Source organism: Haliea sp. E1-2-M8 (genome assembly GCF_030649675.1).
GTDB lineage: Bacteria > Pseudomonadota > Gammaproteobacteria > Pseudomonadales > Halieaceae > Haliea.
In genome coordinates this window covers 24,424-43,486 of the sequence record NZ_JAUTDR010000026.1, presented here as the reverse complement: position 1 = coordinate 43,486, position 19,063 = coordinate 24,424, and the positions used below count along the sequence as shown (strand labels likewise).

19 protein-coding genes and 1 pseudogene are annotated in these 19,063 nt (G+C 59.7%); 13 read left to right on the top strand and 7 right to left on the bottom strand.

Annotation, left to right across the window (positions count from 1 at the left end; all coding sequences use genetic code 11):
- Window positions 1–75: 75 nt before the first annotated feature.
- The 11 genes and pseudogenes from Q6D67_RS21865 to Q6D67_RS17810 all read left to right on the top strand — a co-directional run.
- A pseudogene (locus tag Q6D67_RS21865) lies at window positions 76–275 on the top strand (IS3 family transposase); the annotation flags it as partial.
- 90 nt (window positions 276–365) lie between these two features.
- A complete protein-coding gene (atpD, locus tag Q6D67_RS17855) occupies window positions 366–1,796 on the top strand; it encodes a F0F1 ATP synthase subunit beta (RefSeq protein ID WP_304707044.1) in 1,431 nt (476 codons plus the stop codon).
- Window positions 1,786–2,175: a F0F1 ATP synthase subunit epsilon gene (locus Q6D67_RS17850; RefSeq protein WP_304707032.1), complete on the top strand. Its 390-nt coding sequence runs from the start codon at window positions 1,786–1,788 to the stop codon at window positions 2,173–2,175. The genes atpD and Q6D67_RS17850 overlap by 11 nt, the downstream gene beginning before the upstream one ends.
- Window positions 2,168–2,503 (top strand): AtpZ/AtpI family protein, encoded by a 336-nt coding sequence (locus Q6D67_RS17845; RefSeq protein ID WP_304707031.1) that lies wholly within the window; start codon window positions 2,168–2,170, stop codon window positions 2,501–2,503. The genes Q6D67_RS17850 and Q6D67_RS17845 overlap by 8 nt, the downstream gene beginning before the upstream one ends.
- Window positions 2,493–2,813 carry an ATP synthase subunit I gene (locus Q6D67_RS17840; RefSeq protein WP_304707030.1) on the top strand — a complete coding sequence of 107 codons (321 nt, stop codon included), beginning with the start codon at window positions 2,493–2,495 and terminating at the stop codon, window positions 2,811–2,813. Before Q6D67_RS17845 ends, Q6D67_RS17840 begins: the two co-directional genes overlap by 11 nt.
- Complete coding sequence (locus tag Q6D67_RS17835) at window positions 2,803–3,510, top strand: F0F1 ATP synthase subunit A (RefSeq protein ID WP_304707029.1); 708 nt, start codon at window positions 2,803–2,805, stop codon at window positions 3,508–3,510. Before Q6D67_RS17840 ends, Q6D67_RS17835 begins: the two co-directional genes overlap by 11 nt.
- Window positions 3,511–3,542: 32 nt before the next feature.
- A complete protein-coding gene (locus tag Q6D67_RS17830) occupies window positions 3,543–3,824 on the top strand; it encodes a F0F1 ATP synthase subunit C (RefSeq protein ID WP_304707028.1) in 282 nt (93 codons plus the stop codon).
- 3 nt (window positions 3,825–3,827) lie between these two features.
- Entirely contained in the window at window positions 3,828–4,610 is a 783-nt protein-coding gene (locus tag Q6D67_RS17825; protein WP_304707027.1) for a F0F1 ATP synthase subunit delta, read from the top strand.
- Window positions 4,607–6,154 (top strand): alternate F1F0 ATPase, F1 subunit alpha, encoded by a 1,548-nt coding sequence (locus Q6D67_RS17820; protein WP_304707026.1) that lies wholly within the window; start codon window positions 4,607–4,609, stop codon window positions 6,152–6,154. The genes Q6D67_RS17825 and Q6D67_RS17820 overlap by 4 nt, the downstream gene beginning before the upstream one ends.
- 132 nt (window positions 6,155–6,286) lie before the next feature.
- Window positions 6,287–7,180 carry a F0F1 ATP synthase subunit gamma gene (locus Q6D67_RS17815; protein WP_304707025.1) on the top strand — a complete coding sequence of 298 codons (894 nt, stop codon included), beginning with the start codon at window positions 6,287–6,289 and terminating at the stop codon, window positions 7,178–7,180.
- Window positions 7,181–7,276: 96 nt separating this feature from the next.
- Window positions 7,277–7,498 (top strand): hypothetical protein, encoded by a 222-nt coding sequence (locus tag Q6D67_RS17810; RefSeq protein WP_304707024.1) that lies wholly within the window; start codon window positions 7,277–7,279, stop codon window positions 7,496–7,498.
- A gap of 176 nt (window positions 7,499–7,674) precedes the next feature.
- Here the strand turns inward: Q6D67_RS17810 and secF are convergent, their stop codons facing one another.
- Window positions 7,675–8,589, bottom strand: coding sequence for a protein translocase subunit SecF (secF, locus tag Q6D67_RS17805; protein ID WP_304707023.1), 915 nt, complete (start codon window positions 8,587–8,589; stop codon window positions 7,675–7,677).
- Between the two features lie 197 nt (window positions 8,590–8,786).
- Window positions 8,787–9,116, bottom strand: a complete 330-nt coding sequence (locus Q6D67_RS17800) for a hypothetical protein (protein WP_304707022.1) — start codon at window positions 9,114–9,116, stop codon at window positions 8,787–8,789.
- A 343-nt stretch (window positions 9,117–9,459) separates the two neighbouring features.
- Here Q6D67_RS17800 and Q6D67_RS17795 point away from each other — a divergent pair, with 343 nt between their 5' ends.
- Complete coding sequence (locus Q6D67_RS17795; RefSeq protein ID WP_304707021.1) at window positions 9,460–9,921, top strand: DUF421 domain-containing protein; 462 nt, start codon at window positions 9,460–9,462, stop codon at window positions 9,919–9,921.
- Window positions 9,922–10,060: 139 nt separating this feature from the next.
- On the opposite strand, the gene Q6D67_RS21860 is transcribed toward Q6D67_RS17795, so the two are convergent.
- On the bottom strand, window positions 10,061–10,495 hold the full coding sequence (locus tag Q6D67_RS21860) for a superoxide dismutase family protein (RefSeq protein ID WP_370551987.1): 435 nt from the start codon (window positions 10,493–10,495) through the stop codon (window positions 10,061–10,063).
- Between the two features lie 709 nt (window positions 10,496–11,204).
- Here Q6D67_RS21860 and Q6D67_RS17785 point away from each other — a divergent pair.
- The gene (locus tag Q6D67_RS17785) at window positions 11,205–13,328 is read left to right on the top strand and encodes a bifunctional diguanylate cyclase/phosphodiesterase (RefSeq protein WP_304707019.1); all 2,124 of its coding nucleotides are present in this window, start codon (window positions 11,205–11,207) and stop codon (window positions 13,326–13,328) included.
- Window positions 13,329–13,379: 51 nt separating this feature from the next.
- Here Q6D67_RS17785 and Q6D67_RS17780 read toward each other — a convergent pair whose 3' ends face one another.
- The 4 genes from Q6D67_RS17780 to Q6D67_RS17765 all read right to left on the bottom strand — a co-directional run bounded on the left by Q6D67_RS17780 (window position 13,380) and on the right by Q6D67_RS17765 (window position 18,839).
- Window positions 13,380–14,372 (bottom strand): Ku protein, encoded by a 993-nt coding sequence (locus Q6D67_RS17780; RefSeq protein WP_304707018.1) that lies wholly within the window; start codon window positions 14,370–14,372, stop codon window positions 13,380–13,382.
- 9 nt (window positions 14,373–14,381) lie between these two features.
- Window positions 14,382–15,161, bottom strand: coding sequence for a Ku protein (locus Q6D67_RS17775; protein ID WP_304707017.1), 780 nt, complete (start codon window positions 15,159–15,161; stop codon window positions 14,382–14,384).
- A gap of 214 nt (window positions 15,162–15,375) precedes the next feature.
- Window positions 15,376–17,895 carry a DNA ligase D gene (gene ligD, locus Q6D67_RS17770; RefSeq protein ID WP_304707016.1) on the bottom strand — a complete coding sequence of 840 codons (2,520 nt, stop codon included), beginning with the start codon at window positions 17,893–17,895 and terminating at the stop codon, window positions 15,376–15,378.
- Window positions 17,896–18,077: 182 nt separating this feature from the next.
- On the bottom strand, window positions 18,078–18,839 hold the full coding sequence (locus tag Q6D67_RS17765) for a Crp/Fnr family transcriptional regulator (protein WP_304707015.1): 762 nt from the start codon (window positions 18,837–18,839) through the stop codon (window positions 18,078–18,080).
- Between the last annotated feature and the right edge of the window lie 224 nt (window positions 18,840–19,063).

Here is a 19,063-nt window from a genome sequence, read left to right as displayed (position 1 = left end):
GAGGCTCCGCAAATCTATAACACACGCTAAGTGTGAGCACCGGCGTTGAATGCCGCCCAAAATTGACTAACCTGTAAAGTGAGCCCCTTTACGGTTGGGCGCTTGATGCTTCGTCTGCAGTTGCAGAGGGGGCGCGCCGGGGCAAGGTGGCTCGAACTACCCTGGCGGATCAAACGGCTCCCTGCCCGCTGGACCGGGTCAACCGGCAGCTCAAGGCCGACAGACCGAACCAGCTGTGGGTGTCGGACCCCACCTATGTCCCGACCGGGCTGGGTGTATCCCCCCGGCCGAAGCAGAGTCATACTACAGGCGCCTGCCCTGTGCACAGGCAGAATCAGGGGTGACTGGTGAATTCGAACCACGAAATCGAAAACAAATTATCCAAGCTCGGCACTGTCATTTCGGTGCGCGGCAGTGTCGTGGATGTGCGGTTCGACGCGGCTTTGCCGCCGATCTACACGGTGCTGCGCACGGGGCCGGACAAGAAGATCGTCATCGAAGTACTGGCGCAACTGGACGCACGTCACGTGCGCGGAATTGCACTGACGCCGACCCAGGGCTTGGCGCGCGGCATGGCGGTAGAAGACAGCGGCGGGCCACTGCAGGCGCCGGTCGGCAAGGGCACGCTCTCGCGCATGTTCGACGTGTTCGGCAACGTCATCGACCGCGAAGCGGACCTGACCGATGTCGAGTGGCGTTCGGTGCACCGGGCGCCACCACCGCTGGCGCGACGGTCGACCAAGTCGGAGGTTTTCGAGACCGGCATCAAGGCCATCGACGTGCTGGTGCCGCTGGAACGCGGCGGCAAGGCGGGTCTGTTCGGCGGGGCCGGCGTCGGCAAAACGGTGCTGCTGACCGAAATGATCCACAACATGGTCGGCCAGCATGAAGGGGTCAGCCTGTTTTGCGGCATCGGCGAACGCAGCCGCGAAGGCGAGGAGCTTTATCGCGAGATGAAGGCCGCCGGGGTATTGCCCAACATGGTGATGGTGTTCGGCCAGATGAACGAGCTGCCTGGGGCCCGCTTCCGGGTCGGCCATGCCGCGCTGACCATGGCCGAGTACTTTCGCGACGACGAGCGCCGCGATGTGCTGCTGCTCATCGACAACATCTTTCGGTTCATCCAGGCTGGTATGGAAGTGTCCGGCCTGATGGGCCAGATGCCGTCGCGCCTGGGCTACCAGCCGACCATGGGAACCGAGTTGTCGCAACTGGAAGAGCGCATCGCCAATACCGATAGCGGCGCCATCACCTCGATCCAGGCGGTGTATGTGCCGGCGGACGATTTTACCGATCCGGCGGCGGTGCACACTTTTTCGCATCTTTCCGCCTCCATCGTGCTATCGCGCAAACGCGCCAGCGAAGGTTTCTATCCGGCCATCGACCCGCTGCAATCCAGTTCCAAGATGGCCACGCCCGGCGTTGTCGGCAGCCGCCATTACGCTTTGGCCCAGGAAATCCGACGCACCCTGGCGCAATATGCGGAACTCAAGGACATCATCGCCATGCTGGGCCTGGAGCAGCTTTCGCAGGATGATCGCAAGGTGGTCGCCCGCGCCCGCCGTCTGGAGCGTTTTCTCACCCAGCCTTTCTTCACCACCGAGCAGTTCACCGGCCTCACAGGCAAGCTGGTCAGCCTGGAAGACTCGCTCGACGGCTGCGAGCGCATTCTGCGCGATGAATTCAAGGATACCCCGGAGAGCGCACTCTACATGATCGGGGCGATCGGCGAGGTGAAGCAAAAATCGAAACCCGAGGCGAAGGACGAGCATGCCGCAGACACACATGAACTTTAAGGTGCTCTTGCCTTTCGAGGTCTTCGCCGAGAAAACCGGCGTGTCGCGCATCGTCGCGGAGACGCGCGAGGGCGCGTTCGGCCTGCTGCCGCGCCGTCTCGATTGCGTGGCGGCGCTGGTACCGGGCATCCTGATCTACGAATCCGAATCCGATGGGGAAGTTTTTCTGGCCGTGGATGAAGGCGTGCTGGTCAAGACCGGCCCGGACGTGATGGTGTCCGTGCGTCGGGCGCTGGGCGGAGCCGACCTCGGCCAACTGCGCGATGCGGTGGCGCAGGAGTACCTGACCCGGAACCAGCAAGAGCAAAATGTGCGCGCGGTCATGGCTAAATTGGAATTGGGATTTCTGCGTCGCTTCGAGGCTTTTAGGCATGAATGACGCGCCGAAGGATCCCTCAAGCAACCAACCGGATCTGGCCAGGCAGGTCGGTGCCAAGGCGACGCGCAAGTTGAGGGCGCGCCGGCACACTGCCGCGGGCATCTGGTTCGGCCTCGGCATGATGGGACTGATCGGCTGGTCGGTGGCGATCCCGACGCTGCTCGGTGCAGCGCTCGGGCTGTGGCTGGACCAGCACTATCCGGGTGGCCGCTCCTGGACGCTGGCGCTGCTGGTGGCCGGGCTGGCGATCGGCTGTTTCAATGCCTGGCGCTGGATCGCCCGGGAAGACCAGGCCATGCGAGAAGAACAGGAGGCAAATGATGAGTGAAGCTTTGATGCTGAGCCTGGCGGCGGTGGTGGCAGGCCTGCTCATGGGCGCATTTTTCTTCGGCGGCCTCTGGTGGACGGTGCGCAAGGGCGTTTCTTCCAAACGGCCGTTGCTTTGGTTTCTGGGCAGCTTGCTGTTGCGGACAGGTGTAGTCGTCGCTGGATTCTATGTTGTTGCGGACGGTCATTGGCAGCGGCTGCTGGCATGTCTCTTCGGATTTGCCGTCGCGCGTTGCATCGTGACCTGGCTCACCCCGCCACCGATCGCCGCCCCCAACGCACGAACAGCGGAGGTCCGACATGCGCCTTAGCCCAGACGAGATGATCTTCTGGCAATACGACTTTGTGAAGCTCAACGCCACCATCGTGTTCACCTGGGGCTTGATGTTCGTGCTGGCGGTAGGTTCAAAACTCGTCACGCGTAAACTATCCAGAGATCTGCAGCGCTCCCGCTGGCAGAATCTGCTGGAAATCGTCGTCACCGCCATTGAGAAACAGATCGAGGAAGTCGGCCTCAGCCAGCCACGGAAATATCTCGCCTTTATCGGCACGATCTTCCTGTTCATCGCTGCGGCGGCCCTGTGCACCATCATCCCCGGCTTCCAGGCGCCCACGGCTTCGCTGTCGACCACGGTGGCGCTGGCGCTGTGCGTCCTGGTGGCAGTGCCACTATTCGGCATCGCCGAGCAGAGCCTGGGCGGCTACCTCAAATCCTATGTGAGTCCGACGGTGATCATGCTGCCGTTCAACCTCATCAGCGAAGTCTCCCGCACACTGGCGCTGGCGGTTCGCCTGTTCGGCAACATGATGAGCGGTTCGATGATCATCGCCATCCTGCTGGTCATCACGCCCTTCATTTTTCCCATTGTCATGACCCTGCTTGGCCTGCTCACCGGCATGGTGCAGGCCTACATCTTCAGCATTCTAGCCGCGGTTTACATCGCGGCCGCCACGCGGACGCACCAGCCCAGGCCTGAAACAGAATCCGTGCCTGCGCACGATGTTTGAAACGATCCACTTACCAATCAAAGGACACAATAATGGACAGCTTGACCCTTATCGCGGTGGCCTCGATTGTCACCGCCGGCATCACCACAGCTTTCGGCACCATGGCCCCGGCGCTGGGCGAAGGTCGCGCAGTTGCGACGGCGCTGACCTCGCTGGCGCAGCAGCCCGACGCCTCTGCCACCATCACCCGCACCCTGTTCGTCGGACTGGCGATGATCGAGTCCACGGCCATCTACTGTTTCGTGGTCTCAATGATCCTCATTTTCGCCAACCCGTTCTGGAATAGCGCCATTGCCCAGGTCGTCGGGAAATAAGCCATGCTCATCGACTGGTTCACTGTCGGCGCGCAGTTGCTCAACTTTCTCATCCTGGTGTGGTTGCTGAAGCGCTTTCTCTACCAGCCCATTCTCGATGCCATCGACGCGCGGGAGGCCCGGATTGCGGCTAAACTCGCGGATGCCGAAGCAAAAAAGATCGAGGCGAAATCAGAGCGCGATGCGTTCGCCCACAGGAACGAGGAATTCGACCGGCAGCACGCTGAACGCTTGAGTCGGGCAAAAGAGGAAGTCAAGGCCGAACATCAGCGGCTGATGAACGAAGCGCGACAGGCGGCCGACGACATGCGCGTCAAACGACAGGACGACTTGGAGCGAGAACAACAGGCGTTGAACGACGAAATCACGCGGCTGACGCGCAAGGAGGTTTTTTCCATTACGCGCAAGACGCTGGGCGATCTTGCCGAAACCGGTCTGGAAGCGCGCATGGGCGAGGTGTTCATGCGCCGCCTGCGGGAGATGGACGCGCAGACGAAGGAAGGCCTCGCCGCGGCCCTGCAGAACGCGGCGGAACCGGCCATTGTGCGCAGCACATTCGAACTGCCCGAGTCGCAGCGTGCGGCGATACAGAATGCGCTCAACGAAACCTTCTCGGCTGAAGTCCACGTTCGCTTCGAGGCCGCGCCGGACCTGGTCAGCGGCATCGAACTCAGCACGAATGGACAAAAGGTGGCCTGGAGCATCGCGGATTACCTGGCCACGCTGGAAAAACAGGTCGGCGAACTGCTGAAAGCACCCGCCAGGGCCGAACCGGAAAGCTCATGAGCGTCCCGCCCGCCACCCTGCAGCACGTTTTCGACCGCGCGTTTGCCGGCATCGGCAAGACGTGCGAGGCATTCACGCCAGAACTCGCCCTGCGCGAGGTCGGCACGATCAGCAGCCTTTCCACCGGCATCGCCCGCATCTCCGGCCTGCCCGGCGTGGGTTTTGACGAACTGGTGGAATTTCCCGGCGAGATATTCGGCATCGCGTTCAACGTGGACGCGGACGAAGTCGGCGTCGTGCTGCTCGGGGAATACTGGCAGTTGCACGCCGGCGATGAGGTCAAGCGCACTGGCCGGGTGATGGACGTGGCAGTGGGTGACGGCTTGCTGGGACGCGTGATCGACCCGCTCGGCCAACCCCTCGACGGCAAGGGACGGGTCGCATCGGACAAGCGCCTGCCGATCGAACGCACCGCCGCACCGATCATGGATCGCGCGCCGGTCAGCGTACCGCTGCAGACCGGCATCAAGGTGGTCGATGCGCTGATTCCGATCGGGCGCGGCCAGCGCGAATTGATTCTGGGTGATCGGCAGACCGGCAAGACCGCCATTGCCATCGATGCCATCCTCAACCAGCGCGGCAAGGATGTCCTCTGCGTCTATTGCGCCATCGGCCAGCGCTCGGCCGCCGTGGCCAAGGTGGTAGCCACCTTGCGCGAGAAGGGAGCACTCGACTACACGGTGGTGGTGGTAACAGAAGGCAATGATCCACCGGGCCTCACCTACATCGCGCCCTACGCCGCGACCAGCATCGCTGAGCACTTCATGGAAGCAGGACGCGACGTGCTCATCGTTTACGACGACCTGACCCATCACGCCCGCGCCTATCGTGAGTTGTCCCTGCTGTTGCGCCGACCACCGGGGCGCGAAGCTTTTCCCGGCGACATTTTCTATATCCATTCACGTCTGCTGGAACGGTCGACGCATCTCAGTGACGAACGCGGCGGCGGCTCGCTCACCGCCCTGCCCATCATCGAGACCGAGGCGCAGAACATGTCCGCCTACATTCCGACCAATCTGATCTCCATCACCGATGGCCAGATCTACCTCTCGCCGTCGCTGTTCGAACTTGGTGTGCTGCCCGCGGTCGATGTCGGCCAATCCGTGTCGCGCGTCGGCGGCAAAGCCCAGCGGGCGGCCTACCGCATGGTGGCGGGCGACCTCAAGCTGGCTTACGCCCAGTTCGAGGAACTCGAGAACTTTGCGCGCTACGGCGCCCGACTGGATGACGACACCCGCCAGAGCATTACCTACGGACGCCGCATCCGCGCCTGCCTCAAGCAGCCGGAATTCGCCCCTGTCTCGGTGCCTGAGCAGATTGCCGTCCTGCTGGTATTGACCGCAAAATTATTCGACCCGGTGCCGCTCGACCAGATTGCGGCCGCTGAGCAGGCTGTGCGCGAAGCGGCGGTGGACATTCCGGACGAGGTAAGCGCGCGCTTCGATGGTGCCGACAAGCTCAGCGACGAAGACCGCGCAAATATCGTCGAGATAGGCCGCGCCGCGCTCGAAGACTTCCTGTCCAAAGCTGCCCCCCAGATCTGAGCCAATCGTCAATTCAACGCAATCAAAGGAGCAAACCATGCAAATCCAGATCAACACCGACCGCAACATTGAAATCGACAAGACGATGGCAGCGAGTCTGGACAAGGCTGTGGACGGCGCCGCCGAGCAGTCATGAGCAACACCACGGCCAGCCTGCGCCGCAAGATCGGCAGCGCCGGCGATCTGCAATCCGTCGTACGTACGATGAAGGCCCTGGCCGCCTCGAACATCGGCCAATACGAACAATCGGTGCACGCCCTGAGCCACTACTATCGCAGCGTGGAACTGGGCTTGAGCATCTGTTTCCGGAAAAATGCGGCGGCGCCGATCACGGAAAGCACAGCACATCCCGATGAAGGGTCCGTCGGCGCGGTCGTGTTCGGCTCGGATCAGGGTCTGGTTGGACGCTTTAACGATGTGGTGGCTGATTTCGCGTTGCAGGCCCTCGCCGAGTTGCCCGGCAAACACCGGGTGTGGACAGTCGGCGAGCGCGTGCATGCGCGCCTGGCGGATACGGGCCTGGCGCTGGCCGGGCGCCACGCCGTGCCGAATTCCGTTCAGGCCATCACTCCACTGGTTGGGCGGATTCTCATCGAGAGCGAGGCTGACCAAAGCCAGGGGGAAATCGGTGAGCTTCATCTTTTCTACAACCGCCCCACCTCCAGTGCGATTTATGAACCTGTTCAGCAGCGATTGCTGCCCCTGGATGAAACCTGGCGCCAGAAACTTGTCGAGTTACCCTGGCCGACTGGGAACCTGCCCGAGGTGATGGGCGACGATACCGCGACTCTGCGGGCGCTGATCCGCGAGTATCTGTTCGTGTCTCTGTTCAGGGCCTGCGCTGAGTCGCTGGCCAGTGAAAATGCAAGCCGTCTAGCGGCGATGCAACGCGCTGACAAGAACATCGACGCCCTGCTGGAAGACCTCAACGGAAGTTTTCACCGGATCCGCCAGAGCGGCATTGACGCGGAACTTTTCGACGTCGTATCCGGCTTCGACGCATTGACGGGGCCAGCATCAATCTGAAACCGTAAGCCTCGTTTTCCATCGGCGGGATGAATGAATACGGGTGGTGACCATACACAGATGGCCATTTTTAGATGGCCATTATCTGGCTGCCGAATGGACACGCGTCGAGCAAGCTTCGACGCCTTCCTGGAGGGCTTCCTGTTCGGCCTTCCCTGGATTTCCCAGATCAAAGCCAATATTGCGCTGCGGGAAATCAAGCTGGAGACGGCGCTGCGTCAGAGATGCCCGGACAGCCTGTGCAGTTCGATGGCGCTCAATTCTCGCGCTTGCTTGGGCATTCCCGTCTCCTGCGCGGTGATTTCGGGCCCGCGGTAGACCGTGACCGCTACCGAATGTCTACGACGGTGCGCCCCGCACCAACAGGTCGGCCCCGGACACCAACAGTACCGGACCCAGAGCAAGCATTATCCACGCCATACTATGATCCCCCGTAGATGTAGAAAAAAGCGGCTTTGATCGCGACACAGGGCAACGCGGTACGCGCCGGGCCGTCAGGGCAGTTGGTCATCGTGATCAAGCCCCTCCTTCAGCGGCACCACCAGATCCTGTCGGGTCACACCCAGTAGCAACAGGAGGCTGGAAGCCATATAGACAGAGGAGTAAGTCCCAACAGCCACTCCCACCAGCAATGCCACCGCAAATCCGAAGATCATGTCGCCTCCCAGGAGTGCCAGCGCCGCTAGCACCAGCACGGTCGTCAGTGAGGTGACCAGTGTTCGGCCCAGGGTCTCCGACAGGGAGATATTGATGGTCGCGACCACTGAGGTATCCCTTAGCTTGCGGAAGTTTTCCCGAATCCGGTCAAAGACCACAATGGTGTCATTGATCGAATAGCCAATCACCGCGAGTATTGCGGCCAAAACCGTCAGGTTGAACTCCAGTCCGGTCACTGAGAAAAACCCCAACGTGATGACCACATCGTGCACCAGCGCGATGACGGCTGCGAGGGCGAACTTGGATTGAAACCGGAACGAAATGTAGAGCATGATCATGCCGGAGGCCAACAGCATCGCCAGGCCGCCCTGTTCGCGCAGTTCGTCGCCGACCTGCGGGCCGACAAACTCAGTCCGACGCAGCTCCACTTGTCCGGCAAAGCCGCCTTGGAGAGCCTGTAGCAACGCAGGCCCGTCAGCCTCCGACGCACCCTGGGGCAGGCGAATCATCACGTCGCGGTCGCTGCCGTAGGCCACAACGATGGCACCGGCAAAGCCGCTGTCCTGGAGCAGGGTGCGAATGCTACCAAGGTCGGCGGTGTCGCTGTAGTGCACCTCCACCAGGGTCCCGCCCGTGAAGTCCAGCCCCCAGTTGAGTTGGCGGGTAATAAATGAACCTATCGAAACGAGGATCAGCAGTAGCGATACTGCCAGGGCCAGCTTGCGGGAACCCATAAAATCAATGATTTTCATGAGTAGAACCCCAGACTGTTCAGCAACAGGTAGTCATGAGTTGCGTTTTCGGCCGGGTAAAGGGCCGCTTCGGTCATGTTTATCCACACCGGATGAAGGCGATTGCTCATTGTCGATTTCTCACTCAGATGTCAGACGGCACGTCCAGCCGTCCGCTGGCCTGGGCCAGTCGCTAACTCAACATGCGGGAAAAGAGATCAGGTGAGCGCGGGGGGCGCCTGTGGCAGCACTGGGTACTTGGCTATCCGGATACGGTGGGCAACAGCAGGGCGTGTGCCTTCCACCACCAATACGGAGGACGCCCGAACAGTGAATGGGTAGTTCTCGCCACCGACGGAGGGGGCATCCTTTGACGGGCTGTCGTCGGTGCCGACCAGAAAGGGGGGTGAGCAGTCCCCAAGCTGTTCAAGGAGTCCTTTTTCGGCTGCCGGTGCGCTCCAGGTCGTAGACCACACCAGCATGCCGGTGACCAGCAGGACGCAGAAGCCCAGCTGGAACAGTGTCTTGCCGCGGATGGAAGATGTCACGGAGGTGCCTTGAAAAAATATGAATTGCTCAGTGCAACTTTTAGCACAATCGATCGCCGCGGCGGTAACGCTATTTTTGTCACTTTAGCAGGACTACTGGTTCCAGTATCTAATGGGCCCTCCAGTTGCATTCATCCTGCCCCTGGTGCCGGTCCTGAACCTGAACATAGGGTCTGGTGTCCGGGTACTCCGTGGGCTGTCGCACAGATCACCGAGCCATCCGGCTTTAGCCTTGCTAACCTGCTGTCAATAGTCCTCCGCTACCCAGGCCTCAGCGTGTTGCGATTGTCCCCTCCCCGCGATCACGCAACCATGGAATACGCCCATTGCAGTGGGAGAGAAGATGAACACCAGCGAGATGTTCTACCAAAACTGGAGCGCGCTCCTGCACACGGTGGTCGCGTCCGCGCTGTCGTTTCTCGTTCTGGTTATCCTGCTGCGTTTTTTTGGCAAGAAGATGCTGCTTGCAACATCCGCCGGAAGCTTCGTCATCATCGTCGCGCTTGGTAACGCTCTTGCGACCGCCGCCCTTGACCAGAGCATTGGACTAGCGGAGACGACCACGGGATTCGTCATGCTCATGACCTTGCAGTGGATCATCATCAAGTCGGCAGCCAGATTCCCCTGGCTCGGACTAATGATGCGTTCTTCCGCAGCGATCGTGTTCTTCGAGGGAAAACCGTTGCCGGAGGCGCTCCGCAAGCAGCGCGTCGCCTTGGAGGATGTCCATGCCGCCATTCGCGAGAAGGCTATCCCGAGGTCGAACAGGTTGGAGCGGTCGTGTTCGAGGGCAGCGGCAAGTTGAGCGTCATTCCTCGTTCCGGCGACGCGGAGTATCCCTTCCTGGAGCCCTTGCTGAAGGAGGTAAAGCGGTGCCGGAAACGATCACGGACATCTTTTTCGGGGGTTGGCGCGGCGTCTTCAATGCCGCTGTCATCGGAGGGCTAGCGTATCTGGGATTCATCGCGCTGTTGCACGCGTTCGGCAAGGCGATGCTGATGAAGGCCTCCGCAGCGAGCCTGGTCATGACCACGGCGCTGGGGAGCGGGCTGGCTACGATCGTTCTGGTGGAGAAGATCAGCCTGATCGACGGTCTCGCCAGCTTCACGACGATCATGGCGCTCCAAACCGCCTTCATTGGGGCGTCCGCCCACTCCAAAGGTCAGCTCGGTGGCTACCCGGCCGTCGTCATCCGCCTCTACATTTCCCATGTCCCCCACGTGATGCTCGCCGGCGTCCAGGGCGCCGTGGGGGGTATCATACGGATTGAAATGGCCTCCGGCAGATGAGCCGTCATCCGCTGAGCAGTCACCTACCTCGTGGACATGAAAGCCGTGAGGGCCTGGCTCGAGCCCTTCGAGGTCGACTTTGACCAGCATGCCACCGCCATCTTCTGCAGCCGAGAAGGTCACGGTGCCCTCGGCGTTGCCCTGACCGGTTGGCATAATCTGCGCTGCCGCCGATCCCCCCAACGAGAACTGGGCATTGCTCGAAGCCTCACCCGATCTTTCGGCGACGCTTAGGTCGCGATCGATGGCTTGCCCCTCGCTTGAGGTGACGCGATCAGCGTTGCCAGGTCTGGTATCACCCGCAGCACCTTCTGTCGGCGCAGGCTGCGTTGGATGTGCAACATCGTCAGTGTCCCGGCTGCCATCGCAACCCATGATGGCCACCAGAACGGCGAAAGTGACAGCGCGAGGAAGCAAATAGCCTGTTGTGCCTTGAGTCCACTCTTTCGGCGTCGATAAAATGAACAAACTGTGCGCTAGTACGCGCGTGCCCTGCAATTGTACGCCTGCCTACGAGTTTCGCCCCGAGTGAAACCCGTGAAGGCCACTGACGCTCCAACATCAAATGGAAAGGGCGCGGTAAAGGGAAAGCGCGCTGGGCTTCCTGAAATTTCGTTTCAGATACCGCACAGACGAACGTCTCCCGTTATTGATAGAGTGAGCGTGCGGGGACTTCAAGTACTGAGGCAAGGCTCTGCGCGGGCACTCTCCGACGTCCCTCGGAAAGCGGAACCCCGATCGTGACGCTTTAAGAACCTTACTGGCACGCGTCAACATACGACGTAGCAGGCCTCTTGCGATGAAGCTGGCCCAATTTATCCGAACGAACATGGAGTTGCTACTCCAGGACTGGGAAGATGCCGTGCTTGAAATCGCCCCTGAAATGAAGGGCGACGACAGTCGTGTCCTGAGAGACCATGCCCGTGCGATGCTGGAGTTCATTTCCCAATATATTGAGCCCCCCCAGACCACGGGTGAATCGGCAAGCAAGACGCTGGCTAAGAACGCAGCCCTGCTTTCAGGCATCGGCAAGGCCCATGCTACACACCGTCACCAGCAGGGCATGTCCATGGTTCAGGTGGTACAGGAACTCCGCGCCCTACGTGCACGGGTTACCGAGAACTGGGGCGATGAACAGAAGGGTCTCACCGAAAGAGACATCGGTGAACTGGTGCGGTTTAGCGAGGCCATCGACCAGTTGATTGCGACCGCGGTGTCCAACTTCTCAGCCCGAAAAGAACAGGAAACGCGCCTGATCGAGACCATGCTGAAGGCGTCACTTGACCCCGCCGCCATATTCGATCCCGCTGGCAGGCTCATGTTTCTCAATACGGCGATGGCCGCTCTCGTTGAGGCGCCGGCCCAGGAGGCCATTGGTAAAACCCCACGTGAGCTGGGCCTGGACTTTGCCACTGAGTTTCAAGAAGATATCGTCAAAACCGTCACCAGCGGCCGGCCCCAGCGCAAGGAGCTTCATCACCGTCTGTCTTCAGGCCGTGACGTGTATTTTGACTGCCAGCTTGTCCCGGTTTTCAACGACCGAAGCGAAGTTGAAGCTATCGTCAAGACTTCGCGGGACATCACTGAGCGGAAACAGGTTGACCATCACATCTGGCGAAGCGCCAATTTTGATTCGCTCACTGGCATCCCCAACCGGAGGCTGTTCCTCGATCGGCTTGAGCAGACCTTGCTGGAGGCCCAACGAAAAGACAGCTCCTTTGCGCTACTATTCATTGACCTTGACCGCTTCAAGCAAGCCAACGACATGCTCGGCCACGAGGCCGGTGACCGGCTTCTGGTGCAGGTGGCTCAACGGATAAGCACCAAGGTTCGGGCCATGGACACCGTCGCCCGCCTCGGCGGAGACGAGTTCACCCTTATATTGAAGGAAACGGGCAGGAAAGGTGCGACAGACGCCGCCAAGGCACTTCTGACCCGCCTTGAACACCCGTTTGAGGTTGATTCTCACCGGTTACACATTTCTGGCAGCATCGGCCTGACCGTGTTCCCTGAGGACGGCAAGAACGCCGACCAGCTGATGCACAATGCCGATCAAGCGATGTACGCCGCCAAAAAGCATGGAGGCCAACAGGTTAAGATTTACGAACTCTGGATGGCGCAGAGCGAGTCAGAGCATATGCGGTTGAACAGAGAGCTGGATGATGCCCTCAGGGAGAACCAACTGGAGGTTTACTACCAGCCTATAATCGACACCCGCACTGGCGCCATATCCAGGGCAGAAGCTTTGCTGCGATGGAATCATCCATCCAGAGGACTATTGACTCCGACTGCCTTTCTCAGTAACACGGAACTAAACCGCATGACCGATAGAATCAGCGCCTACGTGCTGGCGGAGGCCGTGACGTGTTCGTTTCGATGGCGCGATCTGAGCGGCAGCGCCTTTCCGATCAACATCAATGAATCACCGGCTTCCTTTGACACCCGAAGCCTTATGGACCAATGGCAAGCACAACTGGAAAAAATTGCCGTCGATGAAAGCTCGATCACCATGGAACTGACGTCGGCCTCACTCAATAACATTCAAGCTTCCGGTTCTAATTTGGTCGAGCGCCTGGGTTTGGCAGGTTCGCGGCTAAGCTTTTCGATCGACAAATTTGGCATCGAACCGTTCTCACCATTGGCTCTTCAGGAGTCCAGGATAGGCAGTGTCAAAATAGACAGAGAGCTGATCAAAGGCGCTGGCGAGGGTGGCGCCTCGGACCGCATAGTAGAGGGCATAATCGCAATGGCGCACGCGATAAACATTGAGGTGGTTGGCGTGGGCGTGGAAAAGGAGGATCAATTGCAATTCCTCTCTTGTACTGACTGCGACTATGCTCAAGGCTACTTGTTCTCCAGGCCTCTTCGCCAGGGTGATTTCGAGGCAATGCTACAACGGGACAGGCACAAAAAGGCATCGTGAAGGGATCCGGTGCAATGAGGCAGCGATCGATGCCTCAGACGCGAAATTTCATTAGTGGCCTTGACCGGCCAGCGCTTCGATCAGTTTTGCCTTGGACATAGCGCTGCGCCCCCGGACGTCCATCGACTGGGCCATTTCGTAGAGCTCAGCCTTGCTTTTCGACTTCAGCTCATCCACCGCAGCCGTTGCAGGCTTGCGTGCATTGCCTGCGGGAGCTCTTCGTGCGCGCAGCTTGCCCTGCAGCCGCTCTTTCAACACCTCCATCAGATCTACCACGTTCGTTGAGCTTTCTTCGACCTCCGTGGCATCCGGACTGGCCAGCACGACATCGGTGCCAGCGCGCAATTTCTTCTCGGCGAGTTTGACGATGCGTGCGCTGCGTTGATCCTCAAGTTCGGCATGATCCAGTGTCTTCACTTTCAATGCCTTGATGGCTTTGGCGAATCGAGCTACGGCTGCAACATCGCCCTTAACCCTGCCCGGCAACCCTATCGCTTCCGGGCTGCGCACTTCGTCGGCAAAACGCAGCGTCTGCGCGCTCAGGATCCCACGCTCGGCGATAATGGCGCACAGATATTCTTTGCCCCGCATCACAAATGTCGCAATGCCGGCACGCTCTTCCCGCGTCAAGGTCTCGGCGAGGAGTCGATAGGCTTTTGTGGTGCTGCCATTAGGTACCAGGAAGTAGGCCCGCTCGAAATACAGGGGGCTCAGCGCATCCAACTCAACGAACTGTTTGAGGTCAATTTCGCGAGATTTTTCGGGGTCGAGTGCATCGAGCTCATCGTCCTCGACAGTGACGAAACGATCTTTTTCGAATTCGTAGCCACGGACGAGGTCTTCAGCATCGAGCGGCTTGCTGTCGTCCGTGCCGAAGAATCGACGTTGGAGAAAGCTACCCTCCGCATCGACCATACGCAGGCGCAGCGTTGTACCGCGGGTCGCTGGGAACAGACTCACGGGGACACTCACGAGGCCAAAGGTAACCACTCCCGACCAGAACGGCTTAATGATCTCGTTTTCTTCGGTAGTATCTTCTGCCATAACTCGACCTCAGGCGCTCTTGCGCGCGGACTTGAGGCTCGCATGCAATGCGCGCTCCAGATCGTCGCTCGGTTTCTTCGGCGATCCTTTGACGAGTTTCAGCCGAGGCCCACCTTCGGCTTTTGCCTTGACCAGATTAAGCACGCGGTCGCGATATGCATCCTGAAAGGCAGACAAGTCCAGTTCAGCAGCCAGCATGCCGATCAACTGACGCGCCATGTCCAGCTCCTTCGGGTTCAGCACCGCGCCGCCCGGCGCTTCCAGATTCTCCACAGCAACGACTTCGTCAGAAAGTTTCAATGACATTAATAACGGATAACCCTGATGCAGGCGCAGCGCGCCCATATAGGCCTTGCCCCGCATCACCCAACGAGCGAGTCCCTGCAATGCGCTGCTCTCGATGGCTTCGGTGAATGCAAAGTAGGCTGCGCCATTGCCGTCGGGCCCAAGATAGTACGGCCTGTCGTACCAGTGGTGATCAATCAGCTCGTTCGGCAGGAAGGCAACAATGTCTATGTTTCGCGACGGTTCGGGTTCCAGCGCCGTGAGCTCCGACGCATCCAGGATGGCCCGGTCGCCGTTGTCAGCCACATAGGCTCGGCGCGTTTCGGCATGCGGTACTATCTTGCCGGTTTCCGGGTTCACCATGGCCCCGTGAACAGGCTGTTTGTCCTTGCGGCTGAGGACACGGAAATGAATATTCCGATCCTCGATCGCGGAGTAAAGTTTCACCGGTACCTCGGACTGGCCGCACTGGATAACCGCTTTCCACATCGCACGTGCTGCCATCACTTTTCTCCTGAAGCACCATCACACATGGGGCAGCGGGGATCGCTGCCCAGGCTGATGCGCACGCAAACAGCGCAGACACTGGCGTCGCATTCGCTGCAGTAGAGCATCGCTTCGACATGATGGGGCTGCTCACACCAGGGACATAGCGCCGGGCCAGGCGCCATCCACCAACCCTTCGCAGTGCCGGGGGCATCATACTTCTTGTTCGCCGTCACAACCCTACCGCCTTGCGCATACGGGGCGTGATTGCCACCTGTGAGTCGTAGAATTCACCCCACGGGTCATTCTTGAGAAGTGCGAGGCGCCGACGCAGGTTGGCAACCGTATAGCGATCCGGACGCAGCGACGCCTTCAACTCATCCCAGCGCACCGGCACCGCCACCGGCGCCCCGGGCCTGGCCCGGGTCGAATAGCAGGCGATGGCGGTAGCGCCTCGTCCATTGCGCAGGTAGTCGATGAAGATTTTGCCGCGACGCTGCGCTTTGGGTAGCTTTGTGGTCAGGCGGGAAGGGGCATCAGCAGCGTGTCGTTCGGAAACAGCTTTGGCGAAGGCCTTGACTCCGTCCCAGTCTGTCGTTGGACGCAGCGGCACAACGATATGCAGTCCCTTGCCACCGGTCGTGCGCACAAACGCGTGGAAACCGAGTTTTTCCAGGCGCTCGCGCAACCCTCGCGTGACCCCGAGAATGTCCTGCCACTGCACACCAGGCGAGGGATCGAGATCAAATACCATCAGGTCCGGATGCTCAAGGTCAGTGATCAGGCTGCCGAAGGGGTGGAATTCGAGCACTCCCGACTGCACCAGCGCGATGACATGTGCTATCGACTGGACGTAGGCATACGGCTTGAGGCCCTTGCTCTGTCGAAAGTCCTGACGCGGTACGTTGCGCGCCTGGCTCGCGAGCAAATGCTTCTGGAAGAAACATTCCTGTTGCCTCCCGTCCGGACAACGGACCAGAGAAAGCAGACGATTGGCGAGCAGCGGCAGCAACCAGTCCTGAATGTCTGCATAGAAGCGGGCGATGTCGAGTTTGGTGAGGCCGGTGTCCGGGTAGACGACGCGCTCAGGATGGGTAATTCGAATGCCCTCGACTACATCGCCGCCCCGCGCACGCGCCGGCGCACGGGATGCGGCAGCAGGCGATACCCTGGCAGCTGCCACGGGCGTAGCAATATCCCTTGGGTTGCGGTCTTCGCGTACCCCGCGAAATGTCGCATGGCGCAGACGCCCCTCTCGCGTACGTTCACTGAAAGCAACGTTGACGACGAGCTGTGGCGCAACCCAGGTGACACCGCGCGTATCGGGCACTGGGTCCGCGAAAGGCGATTTCGGTTTACGGGCTTTGCTCAGAACACCATGCAGGTGCGCCAATTGTTTAACGCTGAAACCGGTTCCCACACGGCCACGGTAGCAAAGCGCAGAGCCTTCCCAACTGCCGAGCAACAAAGCACCGAATCCCTTGCGCGAACCGGACGGCCTGGTAAAGCCGCCAACGACAAATTCACCGTCCTGCGAGCATTTGATCTTCAGCCATGCTTTGCTGCGTCGGTTGCCGTAGCCCGATTCGGCGCGCTTCGCCACGGTCCCTTCGAGGCCGAGCTTGCAAGCCTCTGCAAAGAATTCCCGCCCATGTCCCGTGACGTGGGCCGAGTACTGTATTTTCGATCCCGTGCCAGCGAGGCCGCTTTGATGCAACAGACTTCGTAACGTGGACTTGCGATCGAGGAGCGTCGCCGCGGTCAGATCATACCCATCCAGATACATGAGATCGAACATCTGCAGGACCAGCGAGCCGGTATCCTTCTCTCTGATCAGGTCTTGCAGTACGCCGAAGCTGGGTTTCCCACCCGCTCCCAATGCCACCATCTCGCCGTCAAGAATCGCATCCTCCACAGTGAGCGCTGCAAGCTGCTGTGCTTGCGCCTGAAAGCGTCCAGTCCAATTGAGGCCGTTGCGCGAGAGTAATCGGACTTTGCCTTTGTCGATGCGCACGATGATCCGATACCCGTCAAACTTGATTTCGTGTACCCAGTCGTCACCATCTGGCGCTACGCCTGTCAGCGTCGCGAGTTGAGGAGCAAAGCTTTTCGGTAGAGGCTGACGTCGGGCAGCGGGAATGTTGGCAGGCATAACTGGAGCATCATCCAGCGTCGCGATTGCGGCCCGATCGAAGTCGGCACCGCGCGCGATCTCTGTCATGGTCCTTCCGCTGTGGATGCTGCGGTTGTGTGCCTGGGCAGCGCTGATATCGTTGCTGCCACGTTTGATCAGAAGCCAGTTGCTTGCCGGCCTGCCGGACCCGGACCCGGTGCGTACCAGTGTCCATGCACCCTTCAACTTACTTCCGTCAAGCATGAAGTCAATGCGGTCGGCATCGTGCTTGCCGTTTACAACCCAGCTGCCGGCATCCCAGAGCATTATGGTGCCGCCACCATATTGGCCCGGCGGAATGGTGCCTTCAAATTCACCGTATTCAATGGGATGGTCCTCGACTTCAACTGCCAGGCGCTTCTCGCCGCGCTTCAAGCTCGGGCCTTTGGGCAACGCCCAACTGCGGAGGACACCCCGTTCCTCGAGGCGCAGATCGTAATGGAGGTTACTCGCCGCGTGCTTGTGCATCACATAGCGCTGGCCTGGCGCTGGCGATGTATTGCCCCTGGGCTCTGCTGTCTGGCCAAAGTCGCGCTTGCGGTGATAGGCGGTCAGTGACCGATTTGAGGCGATGGTCATCCTGATGAACCCGCTGTAGTTGCTCTGCGATCAAGCGGCGGCCGACCTTGCTCAGGGCGTTCAGCAGCCTACAATCCTGGGGCCGCAACATGCGTTAATGGGTGAAGCCTACGTCTTCAAATCAAGGGGTTCCGTTCGATACCACACAGGTACTGCCGACAAAGAACACTATCTCAATGCTTTCACGCCGTTGCTTTTGGGATGGAGTCAGGATTTGGAATCACCTGACGCTGCGGCACGTAATCAAGCAGCAAGTCTGTTTCTTTCTTGACCACGCTGTAGCACTCGCAACTGAGTGTTTCCAGTTTCGGCCGGTCGAGGACAGTGATCTTTCCCCGCGAGTATGAAATCACACCCTGCTCCTGTAAATTCAACGCTGCCGCAGTGACGCCTTCGCGGCGCACCCCAAGCATGCTGGCGATGAATTCCTGTGTCATCGTCAAGTGCTCACCTGCCAGGCGATCCAGGGAAAGCAGGAGCCAACGGCAGAGCTGCTGCCCGATCGTGTGCTTGCGGTTGCAAACTGCGGTCTGCGATATTTGCGTGATCATCGCCTGCGTGTAGCGCAGCATCAACAAGAGCAACTCCCCGTGGCGCTTGAACTCGTCTGCTACCTGCCTTCTGGGAAGTCGATAAGCGTAACCGGCGCTCTGTACCAGCGACCGGCTGGGCGTGAACTCGGCGCCAAGGAGCAGGTTGAGGCCGAGCAGCCCCTCGTTGCCCACGATCGAGATCGCGGTCGATGACCCATTCTCAAACAAGTACTGCACCGAGATTATGGAATCCGTGGGGAAATAGACGTGATGCGTGCGGCCTCGGGTTTCATACAGGACCGCCCGTAATTTCAATGGCACCAGTTCCAGATCTGAATACAAACGGTTTTGAACATCAGGCGACAGCGCTGCCAGAAGATGATTCTGCTGGGGTTCGGGTTTGGAGGACATCAGGCTCCTTCTCGAGCGTGGGATCAAGAAACTACCGGTTGGTTTGGGGAACTCATGACGCACGATTTGTCACAGCTGACAATCGGCACGTTTCTGGCTGACCAAGCCTACGTGTTCCGATCCGCGGCTACTGTTCGATACCACGCATATGGCCGGTTAGCCCGGATGGTGTACGCCACCGACAAGCCCTGGCCCACCGCCAAGCAAAATTTGCTTCGCGGGAA